General features: G+C 64.6%; 18 protein-coding genes. 9 read left to right on the forward strand and 9 right to left on the reverse strand.

Annotation, left to right across the window (positions count from 1 at the left end):
• Positions 1–138 precede the first annotated feature (138 nt).
• Positions 139–918: an inositol monophosphatase family protein gene (locus tag QQJ84_RS15385; RefSeq protein ID WP_284259194.1), complete on the reverse strand. Its 780-nt coding sequence runs from the start codon at positions 916–918 to the stop codon at positions 139–141.
• Complete coding sequence (locus tag QQJ84_RS15390) at positions 915–1,907, reverse strand: c-type cytochrome (protein WP_284259195.1); 993 nt, start codon at positions 1,905–1,907, stop codon at positions 915–917. The genes QQJ84_RS15385 and QQJ84_RS15390 overlap by 4 nt, the downstream gene beginning before the upstream one ends.
• Before the next feature lie 94 nt (positions 1,908–2,001).
• Here QQJ84_RS15390 and QQJ84_RS15395 point away from each other — a divergent pair, with 94 nt between their 5' ends.
• Genes QQJ84_RS15395 through QQJ84_RS15405 form a run of 3 tightly spaced genes read left to right on the forward strand, consistent with a single transcriptional unit; the run spans position 2,002 to position 4,371 of the window.
• Positions 2,002–2,739 carry a 3-deoxy-manno-octulosonate cytidylyltransferase gene (locus tag QQJ84_RS15395; RefSeq protein ID WP_284259196.1) on the forward strand — a complete coding sequence of 246 codons (738 nt, stop codon included), beginning with the start codon at positions 2,002–2,004 and terminating at the stop codon, positions 2,737–2,739.
• Positions 2,736–3,584, forward strand: coding sequence for a prephenate dehydratase (locus tag QQJ84_RS15400; RefSeq protein ID WP_284259197.1), 849 nt, complete (start codon positions 2,736–2,738; stop codon positions 3,582–3,584). The genes QQJ84_RS15395 and QQJ84_RS15400 overlap by 4 nt, the downstream gene beginning before the upstream one ends.
• A gap of 4 nt (positions 3,585–3,588) precedes the next feature.
• On the forward strand, positions 3,589–4,371 hold the full coding sequence (locus tag QQJ84_RS15405) for a DODA-type extradiol aromatic ring-opening family dioxygenase (protein ID WP_284259198.1): 783 nt from the start codon (positions 3,589–3,591) through the stop codon (positions 4,369–4,371).
• Between the two features lie 182 nt (positions 4,372–4,553).
• Here QQJ84_RS15405 and QQJ84_RS15410 read toward each other — a convergent pair whose 3' ends face one another.
• From QQJ84_RS15410 to QQJ84_RS15420, 3 genes are all read right to left on the reverse strand, one after another.
• On the reverse strand, positions 4,554–5,105 hold the full coding sequence (locus QQJ84_RS15410) for an REP-associated tyrosine transposase (protein WP_284259199.1): 552 nt from the start codon (positions 5,103–5,105) through the stop codon (positions 4,554–4,556).
• Between the two features lie 83 nt (positions 5,106–5,188).
• Positions 5,189–6,088 carry a slipin family protein gene (locus tag QQJ84_RS15415; RefSeq protein WP_284259200.1) on the reverse strand — a complete coding sequence of 300 codons (900 nt, stop codon included), beginning with the start codon at positions 6,086–6,088 and terminating at the stop codon, positions 5,189–5,191.
• Positions 6,089–6,103: 15 nt separating this feature from the next.
• A complete protein-coding gene (locus QQJ84_RS15420) occupies positions 6,104–6,553 on the reverse strand; it encodes a MaoC family dehydratase (RefSeq protein WP_284259201.1) in 450 nt (149 codons plus the stop codon).
• A 44-nt stretch (positions 6,554–6,597) separates the two neighbouring features.
• On the opposite strand from QQJ84_RS15420, the gene QQJ84_RS15425 reads away from it, so the two are divergent.
• Both QQJ84_RS15425 and QQJ84_RS15430 read left to right on the forward strand, forming a co-directional pair.
• On the forward strand, positions 6,598–7,842 hold the full coding sequence (locus tag QQJ84_RS15425) for a DNA recombination protein RmuC (RefSeq protein ID WP_284259202.1): 1,245 nt from the start codon (positions 6,598–6,600) through the stop codon (positions 7,840–7,842).
• Positions 7,839–8,423: an SCO family protein gene (locus tag QQJ84_RS15430; protein ID WP_284259203.1), complete on the forward strand. Its 585-nt coding sequence runs from the start codon at positions 7,839–7,841 to the stop codon at positions 8,421–8,423. The genes QQJ84_RS15425 and QQJ84_RS15430 overlap by 4 nt, the downstream gene beginning before the upstream one ends.
• A 260-nt stretch (positions 8,424–8,683) precedes the next feature.
• Here the strand turns inward: QQJ84_RS15430 and QQJ84_RS15435 are convergent, their stop codons facing one another.
• On the reverse strand, positions 8,684–9,886 hold the full coding sequence (locus QQJ84_RS15435; protein ID WP_284259204.1) for a pyridoxal phosphate-dependent aminotransferase: 1,203 nt from the start codon (positions 9,884–9,886) through the stop codon (positions 8,684–8,686).
• Positions 9,887–10,106: 220 nt separating this feature from the next.
• Complete coding sequence (locus tag QQJ84_RS15440; RefSeq protein ID WP_284259205.1) at positions 10,107–10,286, reverse strand: DUF3309 family protein; 180 nt, start codon at positions 10,284–10,286, stop codon at positions 10,107–10,109.
• A gap of 173 nt (positions 10,287–10,459) precedes the next feature.
• Here QQJ84_RS15440 and lpdA point away from each other — a divergent pair, with 173 nt between their 5' ends.
• Positions 10,460–11,851 carry a dihydrolipoyl dehydrogenase gene (gene lpdA / locus QQJ84_RS15445; RefSeq protein WP_284259206.1) on the forward strand — a complete coding sequence of 464 codons (1,392 nt, stop codon included), beginning with the start codon at positions 10,460–10,462 and terminating at the stop codon, positions 11,849–11,851.
• A gap of 3 nt (positions 11,852–11,854) precedes the next feature.
• Positions 11,855–12,622 carry a pyridoxine 5'-phosphate synthase gene (locus tag QQJ84_RS15450; RefSeq protein WP_284259207.1) on the forward strand — a complete coding sequence of 256 codons (768 nt, stop codon included), beginning with the start codon at positions 11,855–11,857 and terminating at the stop codon, positions 12,620–12,622.
• 203 nt (positions 12,623–12,825) lie between these two features.
• Here QQJ84_RS15450 and argJ read toward each other — a convergent pair whose 3' ends face one another.
• Together argJ and QQJ84_RS15460 are read right to left on the reverse strand one after the other, a co-directional pair.
• Positions 12,826–14,055 carry a bifunctional glutamate N-acetyltransferase/amino-acid acetyltransferase ArgJ gene (gene argJ / locus QQJ84_RS15455; protein ID WP_284259208.1) on the reverse strand — a complete coding sequence of 410 codons (1,230 nt, stop codon included), beginning with the start codon at positions 14,053–14,055 and terminating at the stop codon, positions 12,826–12,828.
• On the reverse strand, positions 14,055–14,936 hold the full coding sequence (locus tag QQJ84_RS15460) for a peptidylprolyl isomerase (RefSeq protein ID WP_284259209.1): 882 nt from the start codon (positions 14,934–14,936) through the stop codon (positions 14,055–14,057). Before QQJ84_RS15460 ends, argJ begins: the two co-directional genes overlap by 1 nt.
• Positions 14,937–15,047: 111 nt before the next feature.
• On the opposite strand from QQJ84_RS15460, the gene QQJ84_RS15465 reads away from it, so the two are divergent.
• Both QQJ84_RS15465 and secA read left to right on the forward strand, forming a co-directional pair.
• The gene (locus tag QQJ84_RS15465; protein ID WP_284259210.1) at positions 15,048–15,953 is read left to right on the forward strand and encodes a bestrophin family protein; all 906 of its coding nucleotides are present in this window, start codon (positions 15,048–15,050) and stop codon (positions 15,951–15,953) included.
• Positions 15,954–16,076: 123 nt separating this feature from the next.
• Positions 16,077–18,785 carry a preprotein translocase subunit SecA gene (gene secA / locus QQJ84_RS15470; RefSeq protein ID WP_284259211.1) on the forward strand — a complete coding sequence of 903 codons (2,709 nt, stop codon included), beginning with the start codon at positions 16,077–16,079 and terminating at the stop codon, positions 18,783–18,785.
• The last annotated feature ends 15 nt before the right edge of the window (positions 18,786–18,800 follow it).

An 18,800-nucleotide genomic window follows, 5' to 3' on the forward strand; every position in this document is an offset into this window, starting at 1 on the left:
GTTAGTAATGCTTAATTTTTTACTTGCACCCCAATTTGTGCGGGTTTGGTACGAAAAAGGAATGAATGGACGGCGGCGGACTACGTGATTGCCTCACGTCAATCACGCTCTACCTTATGTTTTACGATCAATATTGGTTTAGCCGAGAGCCTTTAGCGCCGCCGCGTGAAGGGCGGGGTTGGCGGCGGCCAGCACGGTGCCGTCGCAGCCCATGCGGAGTTTTTCGCCGGACCAGCCGGTGATGGTGCCGCCGGCGGCTTCGATGACCGGGGCGAGGGCCACCCAATCCCATGGTTTCAGGCCGAATTCGGCGACGATGTCGATCTGGCCGAGGGCGAGCAGGCCGTAGGCGTAGGCATCGCCCCCCCAGTAGATGCGCCGCGAGGCCGATTGCAGGCGTTTGAAGCGGGCGGCGGCGGCATCGGTGGGGAACATCTCGGGCGCGGTGGAGGAGAGTTCGGCCTCGGCCAGGGTGGTGATGGGGCGCGGACCGATGGTGCCGCCGAGGGGGCCGGTGAAGCGCGCGGGAACATCGCGCCCGCCGCGCCAGCGCTCGTTGGTGATGGGCTGGTCGATGAAGCCCAGGATGGGGACGCCATCCTCCAAGAGACCCAATAGCGTGCAGAAGGTGAGGCGGCCGGTGATGAAGGCGCGGGTGCCGTCGATCGGGTCGATCACCCAGACGTATTTGGCGTCTGCGTTGTGGTCGGCGAGTTCCTCGCCCAGAATACCGAAATCGGGGAATTTTTCGCGCAGGATGGTGCGCAGGGTCTCTTCGGCCAGCTTGTCGGCCACCGTGACCGGGCTTTCATCGGATTTATCGTCCGAGAGAACGCCGGTGCGGAAATAGGGGCGGATGGCGGCCCCGGCGGCGTCAAGCGCCGCCTCCGCGGTGGCGAGCAGGGCCGCAAGGTTCACGGCAGCTTCTCGGGGGTGTCAGAGTTGCTGTTGAGATAGGCGATCACGTTCGCGCGGGCCTGCGCGTTTTTGATGCCGGGATAGGCCATCATGGTTCCGGGCGCGTAACCCATGGGGTTCTCCAACCAGGCGCTCAGGGTGTCATCGGTCCAGGCGGCGCCGGCCTTGCTCTTGACTGCGGCGGAATAGCTGAAGCCGGGGGCGGAGAACGCCTTGGCGCCGATGATGCCATACAGATTGGGGCCGACGCCCGCGGCGCCGCCCTTGGCCAGGGTGTGGCAGGCGGCGCATTGCTGCATCACCAGGGCTTTGCCCTTGGCGATGTCAGCCGTTGCGAAGAGCGTGTCGATGCTGGGCTCTGTTTCCGCGGCCGGGGCGCCGGCAGCGGCCGGGGTCGCCGGAGCGGCGGCCGCGGTGGCGGCTTTGATTTCATCGGCGGCCGGCAGCGGCACGGGGGTGGCGGCCAGGGTGCGCAGATAGGCCACGACATCGGCCCGGGTCTGCACGTTTTTGATGCCGGCGTAGGACATGCCAGTGCCGGGGGCGAAGCTCATCGGCGCGGCGAGCCAGGCGTTTATGTTGTCATAATTCCAGTTGCCCTTGGCTTTGTCCTTCACGGCATCGGAATAGGCGAAGCTGCCGGAGAACATCGGCGTGCCCATGAAGCCATAAAGATTGGGGCCGACACCCGCGGCGCCGCCGGGGGTGAGGGTGTGGCAGGCCGCGCATTGCTGCTGCACGAAGGCGGCACCCTTGGCGACATCGCCAGTGGCGATGAGCGGGATGATCGACTCCAGCCCGGCCGCTGCCGCGGCCACGGGGGCTGCGGCGGTTTGCAGGCCGGTGATTTTGATCGCCGGGGTTTTTGGCGCCTCGTCGGGCACCACGATGCTGGCGATGCGGTTGGCACCCCAGAAAATCAGCCCGGCGGTCAGCAGACCGGCTGCGATTTTGTTGCCCAGCAGACTGTCCTTGCCTTTACCGCTCATGCCTAAACCTGACCCTCTCGTTATTTGCCGCAATTGCGCTTACCCCTATAGCGATTTAGGCAGGCACGACAAGCATCAGCGAGACAGTGATAACGTGACACCGATCATCCTCATCCCCGCCCGCATGGGCTCCACCCGTCTGCCCGACAAGGTTTTGGCCGATATCGCCGGGCTGCCGATGATTGTGCATGTGTTGGAGCGGGCGCGCGCGGCCGGTTTGGGGCCGGTGGCGGTGGCCTGCGGGGAGGCGGTGATCGCGCGCGCGGTGGAGGCGGCAGGCGGGGTGGCGGTGTTGACCGACCCCGGGCATCCATCGGGCTCGGACCGGATTTTTGATGCGCTGAACCTGCTCGACCCCGGCGGGGTGCATGATGTGATTATCAATCTGCAGGGGGATCTGCCGAGTATTTCGCCGGAATATCTGCATGCGGTGCTGCGCCCCCTGGCGGACCCGGCCTACGATATCGCGACGCTGGTGGCGCCGGTCACCTCGGAGGAGGAGGCGAAGGCGCATTCGGTGGTGAAATGCGCCTGTGCGTTTGGCGAGGGGCAGGAGGTGGCGCCGGCGCTGTATTTTTCGCGCAACCGCGTGCCCTCGGGCGCGGGGGCGCTGTGGCACCATATCGGGATTTATGCCTACCGCCGGGCGGCGCTGGCGCGGTTTGTGGCCCTGGCGCCCTCGCCGCTGGAGTTGCGCGAAAAACTGGAGCAGTTGCGCGCGCTGGAGGCGGGGATGCGCATTGGCGTGGCGCGGGTGCCGGCGGCGCCTTTTGGGGTGGATACGCAGGCGGATTTGGAACTGGCACGCAGGAATTTGGGGCATTATTCATGAGCAGCATCGCTTTTCAGGGCCAGTTTGGCGCCTATTCGGACCTTATATGCCGGCTCTCCTACCCGGAGATGACAACCCTGCCCTGCGAGACGTTTGAGGCGGCGATTGAGGCGGTGCACGAGGGGCGGGCGGAGCTGGCGATGTTGCCGCCGGAGAATTCGCTGGCCGGGCGGGTGGCGGATATGCATGCGCTGCTGCCGGAGAGCGGGCTCTCGATCATCGGTGAGAAGTTTTTGCGCATCGAGCACTGCCTGTTGGCGCCGCCGGGGGCGAGCATTGCGAGCATCAAGCGGATACATTCGCACCCGGTGGCGCTGGGGCAGGTAAGGCGGTTGATCCGCGAGCTGGGGGCGACCCCGGTGGTGGAGTATGACACCGCCGGGGCGGCGGAGATTGTTGCCGCGAAGAACAGCATGGAGGATGCGGCGATTGCCTCCTCGCTGGCGGGGGAGCTGCACGGGTTGCAGATTTTGCGGCGCAATGTGGAGGATGAATCCCACAATACGACGCGGTTTTATGTGATGGCGAAGGAGCCGGTTGTTTTTGCGCCGGATACGCCCAATTTGATGACGACGTTTGTGTTTAACGTGCGCAATGTTCCCGCGGCGCTGTTCAAGGCGCTGGGCGGGTTTGCGACGAACGGCGTGAACATGACCAAGCTGGAGAGCTACATGGTGAACGGGACTTTTACCGCGACGCAGTTTCTGGCGGAGGTGGAGGGACACCCGGCGCAGGAGAAACTGCGCCTGGCGTTTGAGGAGCTGACGTTTTTCTCGACCGAGATAAAGATTTTGGGCACTTATCCGGCGGATGCGTTCCGGCTCGCGCAGCGGGCGGGGGGCTAGGGCGATGTTGCCAGCACTGTTTTTGAGCCACGGCTCGCCGATGATGGCGCTGATGGACACGCCGGCGCGGGATTTTCTGATGGGGCTGGGCGGGCTGCTGCCCCGGCCGAAGGCGATTTTGGTGGCCTCGGCGCATTGGGAGACGCAGACGCCGATGCTGAACGCGCCCGCGCGCAATGATACGATTCATGATTTTTATGGCTTCCCGAAGGAGCTTTACACGCTGCATTATGCCCCGCCCACCGCGCCGGAGCTTGCCGAGCGGGTGGCGCAGAGCCTGCGCGAGGCGGGGTTTGCCGCGGGGATAGACACCGCGCGCGGGCTGGACCATGGGGCCTGGGTGCCGCTTTTGCTGGCGTATCCGCAGGCGGAGATTCCGGTGTTGCAGCTCTCGGTGCAGTCGCACCTGGGGGCGGCGTATCACCATGCCCTGGGGGCGGCGCTGGCGCCGCTGCGGGCGGAAGGCGTGCTGGTGGTGGGCAGCGGCAGTTTCACGCATGATTTAAGGCGGTTTCGCCGGGGGATGCCCGAGATTGACGCGCCGGAGACGCCGGATGTGACCGCGTTCTCGGATTGGATGGACGAGAAGCTGCGCGCGGGGGATGTGGCGGCGCTGGTGGACTACCGGCGGCTGGCGCCCTTTGCGGCGGAGGAGCACCCGACGGAGGAGCATTTGTTGCCGCTGTATGTGGCGATGGGCGCGGCCGGGGCGGGAGCGGCGGTGAAGCGGCTGCACAGCTCGACGGAGTATTCGTTTTTACGGATGGATGCTTATGAGTTTGGGTAGGGGGTTTGCCGTTTTGGGATGATGCCGGAGCGGATAGGGTGGGCTGGCGAAAAAGGGGGATGTGTGGCGCTGCGCTTACCCATCCTACGGGGGCTGGAGGCGACCTTCCGGCTTAGATAAAAGTCCATGGTGCGACTTTCTCCCCCGCGAGCGGAGCAGCCGTAGGGTGGGTGAGCGCAGCGCTACCCATCGGTTTCTTGCGTCCAAGCTTCGCCCATATCATTCAGCGTGGCGCCGCTGCCGGCCCAGGCCGTTGGGTAAAGCCCGATTTTCACCGTGCGGTGAAATGATGAATACGGCCACTGCGCAACCTCAGTAACGAGGCCGTGTTTCACGGGGTTGAAATGGATATAGTCCATATACGCGGCGTAATCTTGTTCATCGCGGATGGTATGTTCCCAGAACCGCCGCTGCCAGATCCCGCGCTCGGCCTTGGCGCGGCGGCTTGGCGAGAGGAATTCACCTCGCGGCATTTCCTTGGAAAATGTGGTTTTAATCGCCTGCCACCGCGCTGAAAAATCCGCGTCACCTTCAGGCAAAGTCCATAGGCAGTGCAGATGGTCTGGCAGGACCACCCAGGCGTCAATATGAAACGGGGCGTTTGCTTTAACCTTGCGCACTGCATCGCGCAGGATATCGACATGTTGCACGAGGAGTGGGCGTTGGCGATCATACAGATTGACGGTGAAAAAATAAGTGCCGCCAGGGAGTCTGTTGCGCCGGTAATCCGTCATGGCGGGAGGATGCTGGAGCGGAATGAATGGGGCGGGCAAAAGGGATGGGTGGCGCTGCGCTTACCCATCCTACGTTTGCCGCATTAAGCCTTTGGCACCGAGCCGCTGCCGGGCGGGGGAGAGAATGCTGTTGCGGATAAAGGTTTGGGGCGGTCGGGGTTGTTGACGTTTAGCGCGATGCTCGCACCCAGGGCGTTGGCCATGCCGGTGGGGACCAGGATGGTGACGCCGCGGTCTTTGTTCATGTCGTAGATCAGGCCCATCTGGCGGATTTGCAGGGCGACCGGGTTGTTTTCGTAAATACGCGAGGCGTCGGCGATTTGTTCGGCGATGGCGACCTCGGCGCTGGCGAGGGTGACGCGGGCCTGTTTCTCTTTTTCGGCCTGGGCGTTGCGGCTCATCGCATCGTTGAGTTCGGGGGGGATTTTGACGTCGCGGATTTCAACCGAGATGTCGCCGATGCCCCAGCCGTCGGATTTTTTGGTGATGTAGGCGCGCAGTTTCTCGTCCATCGCCTCGCGGTTGGAGAGGATGTCGCCCAGGGTGGTGGCGCTGATGACTTCGCGCAGCGAAGTCTGGGCGATCTGCGCGATCATGTTGCGGTAGTCGGTGAGTTCGGTGGCGGCGCGCTTCACATCGGAGACGCGCCAAAACATGATCGAGTCCATGGTGACGGAGACGGCATCGGCGGTGAGTGTGTCCTCCGCCGAGATGCGGGTGCTTTGGCGGCGCGTGTCGACCACGGTGTAGACCAGCTCGAAGGCGGGGATGAGGAAGTAGAGGCCGGGGCCGCGCACGCCGGCGTAGCGGCCAAGGCGCAGGACAACCGAGCGCTCCCACTCGGCGGCGGTGCGCAGGGTGAGGGCGAGGATGACGCCGATGAGCACGATGACGCCGCCGATGACGGGTTGTTGCAGCAGATAGCCGATGGCGGCGCCGGCAATGATAACGAGGAAGGCAATGACGGTGACGGCGCTGTTCATGGTGGTTCCCTTATGTCAGGCGTTACGCCGGGCGATCATAACAGAGCTGACCATTTCCTGCACGATATCATTATGTTGGTTGAGCGTGGTGAAGCGGTTGGTGACGACGCCGCTGCCGGGCCGTCTGGCGCTGGGGCGCACGGAGAGAACTTCGAGGCGCAGGCGCAGGGCATCGCCGGGGCGCACGGGTTTGGGCCATTTGAGCGATTCGCAGCCAAGGCCGAGCGCGCCGGGGGCGGGGTTGTAGAAACCGGCGGTGATGAAGCGGTTCATGGTGAGGGCCGCGGTGTGCCAGCCGCTGGCGATGAGGCCGCCGGTGATGCCCTGGGCGGCCACCGGGTCAACATGCATGGGCTGGGCGTCGTATTTTTCGGCGAATTCGATGATCTCGGCCTCGGTGACCGTTATCGGCGCGCTCTCGAACACCTGGCCGGGGTGGAAATCCTCAAGATACTGGTAGTCCATGCTGGCGGCTCCCGCGAATCGTTTAAGCTTGCTAGGCTGGTAGCATGAACATGCAACTCCTGCTCCTGGCTTTTGTTGGGCTTATCGGCGTGGCGGCCATGGTTTTTGGCTGGGCCGCGATGCGCGCGGCGCGCGCGGCGCCGGAGCGGCTGCAACTGGGGTTGGACAAGGTGCTGGCTGCCAGCCGGGCGGAGGCGGAGTTTTTGCGCGCCAGCCTGGCCGCGATGGAGGGGCGGCTGGCGGGGGCGATCCAGACCGGGACGACCGATGCGCTCTCGCAGGCCTTTGCGCAGATAAGCGGGGCGACGCAGAACATGGCCAACGCCGTGGAGGGGCTGCGCCGGGCGGCGGCGGAAGATTCGCAGCGCACCATCGCATTGCTGGAGACGCGGCTGGGGGCGATCCAGACCTCGGTGAACGAAAAACTGCACGAGGCGGTGGAACAGCAGATGACCAACAGCTTCGCCCGCGTGCTGGAGCAGTTCGCCCAGGTGCAGCAGGCGATGGGGGAGGTGCAGTCAGCCGCCGCGCAGATAGGGGATTTGAAGCGGATATTCTCCAATGTGAAGACGCGCGGCGGCTGGGGCGAGGCGCAGCTGGGCGCGATGCTGGAACAGGTGCTGCCGCCCGGTGCGTTCGAGCGCAATTTCGCGCTGCGGGAGGGGCAGCGTGAGCGGGTGGATTTCGCGCTGCGGATGCCCTCGCGCAGCACCTTGTGGCTGCCGGTGGATTCCAAATTCCCGACAGAGGATTATGAGCGCCTGCTGAACGCGGCCGAGAAGGCGGATGTGGAAGGCGAGCGGGCGGCGCGCGAGGGGATCGCGGCACGGGTGCGGCTGGAGGCGAAGAAGATCCGCGAGAAATATATCTGCCCGCCGGAGACGGTGGAGTTTGGCGTGATGTATCTGCCCAGCGACGGGCTGTTCGCCGAGGTGGCAAGGATTCCCAACCTCATCGACGAGATACGGGTGCGCGAGAAGGTGATTATCCTGGGGCCGACGCTGTTGCCCGCGCTGTTGCAGACCATCCACCTTGGGCATATCACGCTGGACCTGGAGAAGCGGGCCGGGGAGATCGGCAAGCTGCTGGGGGCGACGCGCGCGGAGATGAGCAAGATGGACGATGTGCTGGGCAAGCTCGCCAATAACGCCGCGGCGATGACGACCAATATTGAAAAGGCGCGGGTGCGGACGCGCGCCGTGGGCCGGGTGCTGCGCACGGTGGAGATGGTGGAGGCCGGGGCGGCGCAGAGCCTGCTCGGGCTGGAAGCCGATGAAGAGGAAGCATGATGATACGCCGCGCCTTTTTGTTGTTGGCCTGCCTGGCGCTGAGCGCCTGCCACCATACCCTCTCGCCGCAGGATGTGAACGTCGCCGGGCTGGTGCCGGACCTCGCCTTCAACATGACCGATGTGAATACCGGCAAGCCGGTGAGCGCGGCGGATTTTAAGGGCAAGGTCACGCTGCTGTTCTTTGGCTATACCAACTGCCCGGATGAATGCCCGGCAACCATGTATAACGCCGCGCGCGTGCTCAAACAGATGGGCGATGCCGCCGCCAAGGTGCGTGTGGTGTTTGTCACCGTCGACCCCGACCGCGATACACCCGCCGTGCTGGCGAAATATACTAGCCAGTTCGGCCCCAACTTCGCCGGCCTGCGCGGCACCGCCGACCAGCTCTACGCCCTCGCCCGGCGCTACCGCGTGGTGTTCTCAGTCACCAAAACACCGGTCTATACCGTCACCCACTCAGCCGCCGTTTATGTGTTCAACGCCCGTAACAAGCCGCAGTTCATCATCGCCGGGCTGGATACCAACACCCCCGACATCCAAGGCATCGCCGCCGATATCGCCTACGTCGCGAAGCAGTAAACCCCCGGGGCGGGCGATAGCGCTGGGGTAGGCAAGGCCAGGGGACGCCGTCCCCTGGACCCCTGCGAAGGGCCGCGCCCTTCGAACGCGTTAATAAGGTTTCTGAAAAGGGCTCGCCACACGGGCGTTGAAGAGGCTGGAGCGAGCCCTTTTCAGAAACCTTGGTAATGGATTCCAAAGGCTCAGCCTTTGGCGGGGTTCCAAGGGGCGGCGCCCCTTGGCCTTGCCTACCCCAGCACCAACGCTCGCCCCGAGGGGGGTTATCGCAGCGTGGCGCAGAAGGTGGCGATGCGTTCGCAGGCGCGGGCCAGGGTGGCCTCGGAGGTTGCGGTTGAGATGCGGATATGGGGGCTCATGGCGAAGGCGGCGCCCTGGACGACGCTGACGTGGGCTTCGTCCAGCAGGGCGGCGGTGAAGTCTGTGTCGCTGGTGAGGAGGCGGCCGGCCTGGGTGGTTTTGCCGAGGCATCCGGTGATGTTGGGGAAGACGTAGAAGGCGCCGTCGGGTTTGTGGCATTCGATGCCGGGGATTTGGTTCAGGCGGCTTACGACGAGGTTTCGCCGGGATTGGTAGGCGGCGGCGCGCTCGTGCAGGAGGTCTTGCGGGCCTTCGAGGGCGGCGAGTGCTGCTGCCTGGCCTATGGAGGAGACGCCGGAGGTGGTGGTGGCCTGGACCACGGTGCAGGCTTTGATGAGCGCGGGCGGCAGGGCGGCGAAGCCGATGCGCCAGCCGGTCATGGCGTAGCTTTTGGAGACGCCGGTCATGGTGACGGTGCGATCGGCGAGGTCCGGCGCGATGGCGGCCAGGGTGGCATAGTTGAAATGATCGAAGAGCAGATGCTCGTAAATATCATCCGAGAGGATCCAGATTTCCGGGTTGCGGCGCAGCACCGCGGCGATGGCTTCCAGCCCGGCGGGGCTGATGGCGGCGCCGGAGGGGTTGTTGGGGTAGTTGAGCAGCAGCAGCTTGGTGCGCGGTGTGATCGCGGCTTCGAGATCTTCGGGCTGGAGGACGAAGCCTTTGTCCTGCGGGCAGGGCACGAAGACGGGGGTGCCGCCGGCGAACTGGATGGTTTGCTCGTAGCCGGCCCAGGCGGGGGCGGGGATGATGACTTCATCGCCGGTGTTGATGACGGCCATGACCACGTTGAAGATGGCCTGTTTGCCGCCGTTGGTGATGAGGATGCTGGCCTGCGGGACATCGAGCTTCTGGTCGCGCAGGTATTTGCGGCGCACGGCCGCCCGCAACGCTTCGGTTCCGGCCAGGGGGGGGTATTTGGTCTCGCCGCGCCGGGCGGCGGCGTGGGCGGCTTCCACCACATGTTCGGGGGTGGGAAAGTCGGGCTCGCCGAGGGAGAGGGAGATGACATCGTGGCCTTCGGCGCGCAGGGCGCGGGCGCGGGCGGCCTGGGCGAAGGTGGCGGCGAGTTCGGTGCGGCCGACGCGGGCGGAGAGTGCTGGCATGGCGCGGACATAGCCATGCCAGCAGGCTTAGTGCAAGAATTCAGCCGTTAGAGTGCGATCGTTTGAGGTTCGCTCAACCGAGCGAGCCGAAAGCGTGAATCGCCCTCAGAAAAACGGCCAGAGTGCGATCGTTTGAGGTTCGCTCAACCGAGCGAACCGAAAGCGTGAATCGCCCTCAGAAAAATAGCCAGAGCCTGATCGCACTTAAAGCGATCAGGCTCTAGTAATGGTAATGGCCCATCATTCCCATGCCGCCGAAAAGCCAAACGATGACCAGGATCACCAGGAGGAAGCCCAGCACGCCGCCTAAGCCGGAGCTGCCGTAGTTGCGATGGGCGTAATAGCCGCCGCCGCCGCCAAAGAGGAGAAACAGGATTAAGATCAGCAGAATAAGTGACACGTTGCGCTCCGGGGTGAGTTTTGTTCGTTTTGTTAACGTTGTGTGCTGGGGCGGCCTGGATAAGGACCGTTATTATTAAACTGCTGTTATGAGGCGTCCGAATTGCTTGAGGCGGGCTGCGGGGGTATGAGGCCAGCGCATCTTTTTGAAACCATATGGCGCGGAGCGGAAAAATGGCTGAGAATTTCGACCTTATTGTGATCGGTTCCGGCCCTGGCGGGTATGTATGCGCCATACGCGCGGCGCAGCTGGGCATGAAGGTCGCCTGTGTCGAGAAGCGCGCCACGCTGGGCGGCACCTGCCTGAACATCGGCTGCATCCCCTCCAAGGCGCTGTTGCAGTCCTCCGAGGTGTTTCATCAGGCCGCGCATGGGTTGAAGGACCATGGCATCGCGGTTGGCGAGGTCAGCTTCGATCTGGCGCGCATGCAGGCCCGCAAGGGCGAGGTGGTCGGCGCCAATACCAAGGGCATCGAGTTTCTGTTCAAGAAGAACAAGATCACCTGGATCAAGGGCGCGGCGAGCTTCACCGGCCCGAACGCGATTGAGGTTGCGGGCACCGCTTACACCGCGAAGAGCATCGTCATCGCCACGGGCAGTGAGTCTGTGCCGCTGAAGGGGGTTGAGGTTGATGAGACGCGCATTGTCACCTCCACCGGGGCGCTGGAGCTGGATAAGGTGCCGGGGCGGCTGGTGGTGATCGGCGGCGGGGTGATCGGGCTGGAGCTGGGCAGCGTGTGGGCGCGGCTGGGGGCGCAGGTGACGGTGGTTGAATTCCTCGACCGCATTACCCCCGGCCTGGATGGCGAGATTTCCAAGGCATTCCAGCAGTCACTGACCAAGCAGGGCTTCAAGTTCAAGCTCGGCCACAAGGTGACCGGCGCCAAGACCAGCAAGACGGGCGTTACGCTGACCATTGAGCCGGCCAAGGGCGGCGCGGCGGAGACGCTGGAGGCGGATATCGTGCTGCTGGCGATCGGCCGGCGGGCCTATACCGAGGGGCTGAACCTGGCGGCCGCCGGGGTGGCGGCGGATGCGCGCGGGCTGGTGCTGACCGATGGGCATTACGCCACCAACGTGCCGGGCATTTATGCGATCGGCGATGTCATCGCCGGGCCGATGCTGGCGCATAAGGCCGAGGAAGAGGGGGTGGCGCTGGCCGAACTCCTGGCCGGGCAGGCCGGGCATGTGAATTACGACGCCATTCCGGGCGTGGTGTATACTTGGCCGGAAGTGGCCAATGTGGGCAAGACCGAGGAAGAGCTGAAGGCCGCGGGGGTTGAGTACAAGGTTGGCAAATTCCCCTTCATGGCCAATGGCCGCGCGCGCGCCATGGGCGAGATGGAGGGGTTTGCCAAAATTCTTGCCGATAAAACCACTGACCGGCTGCTCGGCGCGCATATCATCGGGCCGGACGCCGGGACGTTGATCGCCGAGCTGGTTACCGCCATCGAATTCGGCGCCTCGGCCGAGGATGTGGCGCGCATCTGCCATGCGCACCCCACTTTGAGCGAAGTTGTGAAGGAAGCCGCACTGGCCGCCGACGGCCGCGCGCTGCATATTTAGCCGATGAGCGAACATACATCCGCGCGTGGGGCTGATGGGGCGGCCGCGCGCCAGACAATACGCTTAGGCGTTAACGTCGATCACGTCGCCACGCTGCGCAACGCGCGCGGCGGCGGGCATCCAGACCCGCTGAGCGTGGCGAAAGCCTGCGTCGCGGCGGGGGCGGATGGGATCACCATTCATCTGCGCGAGGACCGCCGCCATATTCGCGACGCCGACGCGGAGGCGATTTGCGGCTGGGCCGCGGTGCCGGTGAATTTCGAGATGGCGGCGACGGCGGAGATGACCGCGATCGCGGTCAAACTGCGCCCGCATGGCGTTTGCATCGTGCCGGAGCGCCGCGCCGAGATCACCACCGAGGGCGGGCTGGATGTGATCGGCCAGCGTGAGGCGCTGCGGCCGATCATCGCCCGGCTGAACGCGGCGGGGATTATTGTCTCGCTGTTCGTCGACCCCGACCCGGCGCAGGTGCGCGCCGCCGCCGAGGTAGGCGCCGCCGTGGTGGAACTGCACACCGGCGCCTACGCCAACGGGCACCCCGGCGAGCTCGAACGGCTGCGCGCCGCCGCCGCGCTGACCACGCAGCTGGGGCTGGAATGCCACGCCGGGCACGGGCTGACCTTCTCCAATGTCACCCCCATCGCAGCACTGCCGGAAATCCGCGAACTCAATATCGGCCACTTCCTGATGGGCGAGGCGCTGCTTACCGGCCTGCCAGCCGCGATCAAGGAAATGGCCCGCCTGATGAACGCGGCACGAACCACGGCTTAGAGGGCGATCGTTTGAGGTTCGCTCAACCGAGCGAGCCGAAAGCGTGAATCGCTCTCAGAAAAACGGCCAGAGCCTGATCGCACTTAAAGCGATCAGGCTCTAAGGGACGAACACCGGAGCGGGGGTGTTTTCAGTGAGCAAGGCCAAGGAGCCCTGCCCCTTGGCCTTGCCTGCCCCAAAAATTCACCCCCAGCACCTGGGCTTCAGCTGCGGTAGGAGCCGTTGATGTCGATGTAGCCGTGGGTCAGGTCGCAGGTCCACACGGTGGCGCGGCCCTGGCCGAGGCCGATGTCAACTTCGATGTTGATTTCCTGGCCTTTCATATGGGCCACCACGGGGGTTTCATCGTAGCCGGGGACGATGCCGCCGGCCTGGGCCATCCAGGTGCCGCCGACGGCGACGCCGAGTTTGTCACGGTCGGCTGGTTCACCGGCCTTGCCCACGGCCATGACGATCCGGCCCCAGTTGGCGTCTTCTCCGGCGATGGCGGTTTTCACCAGGGGGGAGTTGGCGATGGCCATGGCGATTTTGCGCGCCGAGGCGTTGGAGACGGCGCCGTCCACGGTGATCTGCACAAGTTTTTGCGCGCCCTCGCCGTCGCGCACGACCATAAGGGCCAGCTCGTGCATCACCTCATGCAGGGCGCGGCGGAATTCGCCCAGCTCGCCGGGGTCTTCGGTGGGGGCGTTGCCTGCCTGGCCGGTGGCGAAGAGCAACACGGTGTCAGACGTGGAAGTATCAGAGTCGATGGTGATGCAGTTGAAGGTGGTATCCACGCCCTTGCTCAGCATCGCCTGCAGGGCGGGCGCGGGGATTGCGGCATCGGTGAAGATGAAGGAGAGCATGGTCGCCATATCGGGCGCGATCATGCCGCTGCCCTTGGCGATGCCGGTGACGCGCACTTCCACCCCGCCCAGCCGCGCGGTGCGGGTGGAGGCTTTGGGGAAGGTGTCGGTGGTCATGATGGCTTGCGCCGCTTCGGCGAAGCGGTCAGCCGCCAGGTTGGCTTTCAGCGTATCCAGCACCGCGACGATTTTATGCGCCGGCAGTGGTTCGCCGATGACCCCTGTGGAGGCCAGGAAAATTTGTTCGGGTGTGGTGCCCAGCGTGGCGGCGGCGGCGGCGGCGGTGGTCTCCACCGCGCGGACGCCGAGCAGACCGTTGAACACGTTGGCGTTGCCCGCGTTGACGACGAGGCCGCGGGCGAGGCCGCCTTTAATGGCTTCGCGGCAATAGCTCACCGGCGCGCCGGGGCAGAGGTTTTTGGTGAAAACCCCGGCCACCGTCGTGCCTTCGGCGAAGTCTGCGAGCAGCACATCGGTGCGGCCCTTGTAGCGGATTCCCGCCTCGCCGGTGGCCAGCCGCACCCCTGCCAGGGGGGGCAGCTTTGGCAGCGGCAGCGCCAGCGGAGAGGTGGGGATCGGCCCGGCCATTATTGTGCCGGGGCGGCCTGCGGGGCGGCGGTGCCGTCCGCGTTGTAGACCTGGACCTTCACCTTGCTGCGCACATCGGCCAGCGTGGCCTTGATGGCGTTATCAGCCAGGGTCTGGCGGATCTGCGCCTGCACATCGGCCAGTGCTGGGGTCGGGCCCTTGCGCTTGCCTTCGCAGAGGATGACATGCCAGCCAAACTGCGTCTGCACCGGGGCCTTGGTGTATTGGCCGGGGGCAAGCGCGAAAGCGGCGTCGGCGAAGGCCGGGACCATTTCATCCTGGCTGAACCAGCCCAGCTCGCCGCCGTTGGCGGCGCCGGGGTCGATGCTGTCTTTCTTCGCGAGGGTGGCAAAGTCAGCGCCCTTGTTCAGCTGGTCGATGATCGCCTGCGCCTCGGCCTGGGTTTTCACCAGGATATGGCGCGCGTCGATCTGGTCCGGGCCGGGTTTGCCGGCATAGTCCTTGTTGTATTCGGCCTGCACGGCGGCGGGCGAAACGGCGCTGGCGATGTGCTTCTGCACATAGGCATTTTCCAGCTTCACATCGGCGGCCGCTTCCATCGCGGCGGCAACGGCCGGGTCTTTCTCCAGGCCTTCCTTTTTGGCGGCCACGAGCAGGGCCTTGCGGTCAATCTCCTGGCTCACGAGGATGGGGAAGAGCTGGTTGGGCGGCATCTGCTGCATCTGCGCCGGAATGTCCTGCGCGTCGGCCTGGATATCGCTGAAGTGGATCTTCATCCCGTTGACCGAGGCAACCACCGGGTCGGCCTGCGGCGCGGGCGTGGCGGCGGGGGCGGGCGCGGGGGTGGACTGCGCGAAAGCGGCCGGGGCGGCGAGGCTCGTCATAAGGGCCAGAACCGAGAGCTTAGTGGTGAAACGCATGGAGCAAAATACCTTCCAGTTTTTGCGCACCTATGAGCCAACTGCCCAAATCCGGCAAGACTGGGGGCTAAGCCATGTTGCCGGGCGCGGGGCCGGCCTGTATGCCGGGGCATGATTATCCGCCCCCGCCCCACCGCATTTGGCCTGTGGTTTATCCTGCGCGGTTCGATCGTCCCCGAAATAGCCTCCCGCCTGCTGGCCGTGCTGGGCATATCGATCCTGGCGGTGTGGCTGCACCAGCTGGCCCCGGCGTATTTCCATGACATAAACCCCGCCCCTTTCACCCTGCTGGGGCTGGCGCTGTCGATCTTTCTCGGCTTCCGCAACAACATCTGTTACGAGCGCTGGTGGGAAGGCCGCAAGCAATGGGGCGAACTGGTGGCCGTGAGCCGTGACCTGCTGCGCGAGGCGGTGACCCTGCTGCCTGGCGGCACCCGCCAGCGCGTGGCGCGCCGCACCGTGGCGTTTGCCCATGCCCTGCGCGGCCAGCTGCGCGATGAGCCGCAGGAGAGCGCGCGGCCCTGGCTGGCGCCTGGCGAATGGGAGGCTCTGCCCCGCGGCCGGAGCCGGGCGGCGGCGATTTTGGGGGCGCAGGCGGCGGATTTGAACGAGGTGCGGCGCCAGGGGGCACTTGGGGACATATTGTACCGCGCATTTGCGGACCATCTGGCGGCGATGAGCGCCGTGCAGGCCGCGTGCGAGCGCCTGCGCACAACCCCGCCGCCGTTTGCCTACTCGCTGCTGCTGCACCGCACCGCCTGGCTGTTCTGCCTGCTGCTGCCCTTTGGCATGGTGGACAATCTGGGACTGGCCACCCCCCTCCTCACCATGATCCTGGCCTATGCCTTCTTTGGCCTGGACGCGCTGGGCGAGCAGCTTGAGGAGCCGTTCTCCCTCTCGCCGAACGGCCTGCCGCTGGACGCGCTGGTGCGCAACATCGAAATCGCGGCGGGCGAGGCGCTGGGCGACGCCACCCTGCCCGCGCCCCTGCTCCCTGAGCAATTTCTGCTTTTGTAAAATTAATATAATGTTTTTAACCCCGCCCCGGTGCGAAAAACAGGCCGCGAATTGACCCTGCCCCCCCCCGCGACTATGTGAACGGCGCAGAACCCTCTTTAGATATGCGGAATCCGCCCAGAAATGTTTGCCAGTCTTGCCCGCGCCGTCTTCGGTACCAGTAACGACCGTGCCTTGAAGGGGTTCCGGCGCCGCGTCGCCGCGATTGCCGCTTTCGAGCCCGCGCTGAGCGAACTCAGCGACGAGGCCCTGCGCGCGAAAACAACGGAGTTCCGCGCGCGGCTGGAAAAGGGCGAGACCCTGGACGAGCTGCTGGAGGAAGCCTTCGCCGTGGTGCGCGAAGGGGCCAAACGCGTGCTCGGGCTGCGCCATTTTGACGTGCAGATGATCGGCGGCATGGTTCTGCATTCCGGCAAGATCTCGGAGATGAAGACCGGCGAGGGCAAAACCCTGGTCGCGACGCTCGCCGTGTATCTCAACGCCCTGCCTGGGCTTGGGGTGCATGTTGTCACCGTGAACGACTATCTGGCCAAGCGCGATGCCGAGTGGATGGGCCAGCTCTACCGCTTCCTCGGGCTTAGCACCGGGATCATCATCCCCGGGCTGGACGATGCCCAGCGCCGCGAGGCCTACGCCGCCGATATCACCTACGGCACCAATAACGAACTCGGCTTTGACTATCTGCGCGACAACATGAAGTACCGGCTGGAGGACATGACCCAGCGGCCGTTCAACTTCGCCATCGTTGACGAGGTGGACTCCATCCTGATCGACGAGGCGCGCACGCCGCTCATCATCTCCGGCCCCTCCGACGAGCCGACCGAGCTCTACAGCAAGGTGGATGCCGTGGTGCAGGACTTTTTGCATCGTGGCCGCAAGGAGGATGGCACCCACGAATTCTACGAGAAGGACGAGAAAGCCCGCACCGTGGTGATGACCGACCATGGCTCGGAGATCGTCGAGGACATGCTGCGCGAGGCCGGGCTGCTGACCGAGGGCAATCTCTACGATATCTTCAACATCTCGCTGGTTCACCATGTGCAGCAAAGCCTGCGCGCGCGCGTGCTGTTCACCCGCGATGTGGATTACATCGTGCGCGACGGCAAGGTGATGATCATTGACGAGTTCACCGGGCGCATGCTGGAAGGCCGGCGCTATTCCGACGGGCTGCACCAGGCGCTGGAAGCCAAGGAGGCTGTCACCGTTGAGCGCGAGAACCAGACTCTCGCCTCCATCACCTTCCAGAACTACTTCCGCCTCTACCCCAAGCTGGCCGGGATGACCGGCACGGCGATGACCGAGGCCGACGAATTCGAGCAGATATATAAGCTCCAGGTGGTGGAAATCCCCACCAATGTGCCGGTCACGCGTATTGACCATGACGACGAGATCTACCGCACGGCGGCGGAAAAATACGAGGCGGTGGCAACGCTGATCGCCGAATGCCGCGAGCGCGGGCAGCCCGTGCTGGTGGGCACCACCAGCATCGAGAAATCCGAGATCATCTCCGAGCTGCTCAACAATAAAAAGATCAAACACAGCGTGCTGAATGCGCGTTTTCACGAGCAGGAAGCCAAGATCGTGGCGCAGGCCGGGGCGCCGGGCGCCATTACCATCGCCACCAACATGGCGGGCCGCGGCACGGATATTAAGCTCGGCGGCAATTACGAGATGCGCGTGGCGCTGGAGCCCGAGACGCCGCCGGAGGTGATCCGCGCGGAAATCGAGGTCAATCACGCGAAGGTGAAAGCCGCCGGGGGCCTGTTTGTCATCGGCACCGAGCGCCATGAGAGCCGGCGCATCGACAACCAGCTGCGCGGGCGCTCCGGCCGCCAGGGCGACCCCGGCGGCTCGCGCTTCTTCCTCTCGCTGGAAGACGATTTGATGCGCATCTTCGGCTCCGACCGCATGGGCGGGATGTTGCAGAAGCTCGGCCTGCGCGAGGGTGAGGCGATTATCCACCCGTGGATCAACAAGGCGCTGGAGAAGGCGCAGAAAAAGGTTGAGACGCGCAACTTCGACATGCGCAAGAACGTGCTGAAATATGACGACGTTATGAACGACCAGCGCAAGGAGGTTTATGCCCAGCGCCGCGAGTTCATGAGTGCGGAGGCTGTCTCCGCCGTGGTGGCGGAAATGCGCGAGGATGTGATCACCACGCTGGTCGCGCTGCGTATCCCTGAGCGCGCCTTCGCCGAACAATGGCAGAGCGCGGAACTGGCGGAAGATATTGCCCGCGTGCTCGGGCTGAACCTGCCGATTATGGAATGGGCGGCGGAAGAGGGGATCGACGAGAACCATCTGCGCGAGCGCATCACCGAGGCCGCGCAGGCGGAGGCGGATGCCAAGGCGCAGCGGTTTGGCGTTGACCTGACCAACTACATCGAAAAATCGATTTTGCTGCAGACGCTTGACCATGTGTGGAAAGAGCATCTGCTGGCGCTGGATTATCTGCGCCAGGGCATCGGCCTGCGCTCCTACGGCCAGCGCGACCCGTTGAACGAATACAAGCGCGAGGCTTTCAAACTCTTCAATGCCATGCTGGATGAATTGAAAGAGCGCGTGACCCGCCTGACCGCCCATGTGAGCATTGCCGAGGCCCCGCCGCCACCGCCGCCGCCGGTGACGATGGAAAACCACCCGCTCCCCGGCGGCATGACGGGCGAACTGGCCCTGGCCGAACCCGTGGTGCAGGCCCAACCCCCGCGCCCCTACCGCGAGGACGAAGTAGACCCCGCCCGCCCGGAAACCTGGGGCGCGACGCCGCGCAACGCCCCCTGCCCCTGCGGCTCGGGCAAGAAGTTTAAATACTGCCATGGGGCCGTCAAATAGCGATTTTTAGCGGGA

The sequence above is a fragment of the Acidocella aquatica genome (assembly GCF_030160635.1).
Lineage (GTDB): Bacteria > Pseudomonadota > Alphaproteobacteria > Acetobacterales > Acetobacteraceae > Acidocella > Acidocella aquatica.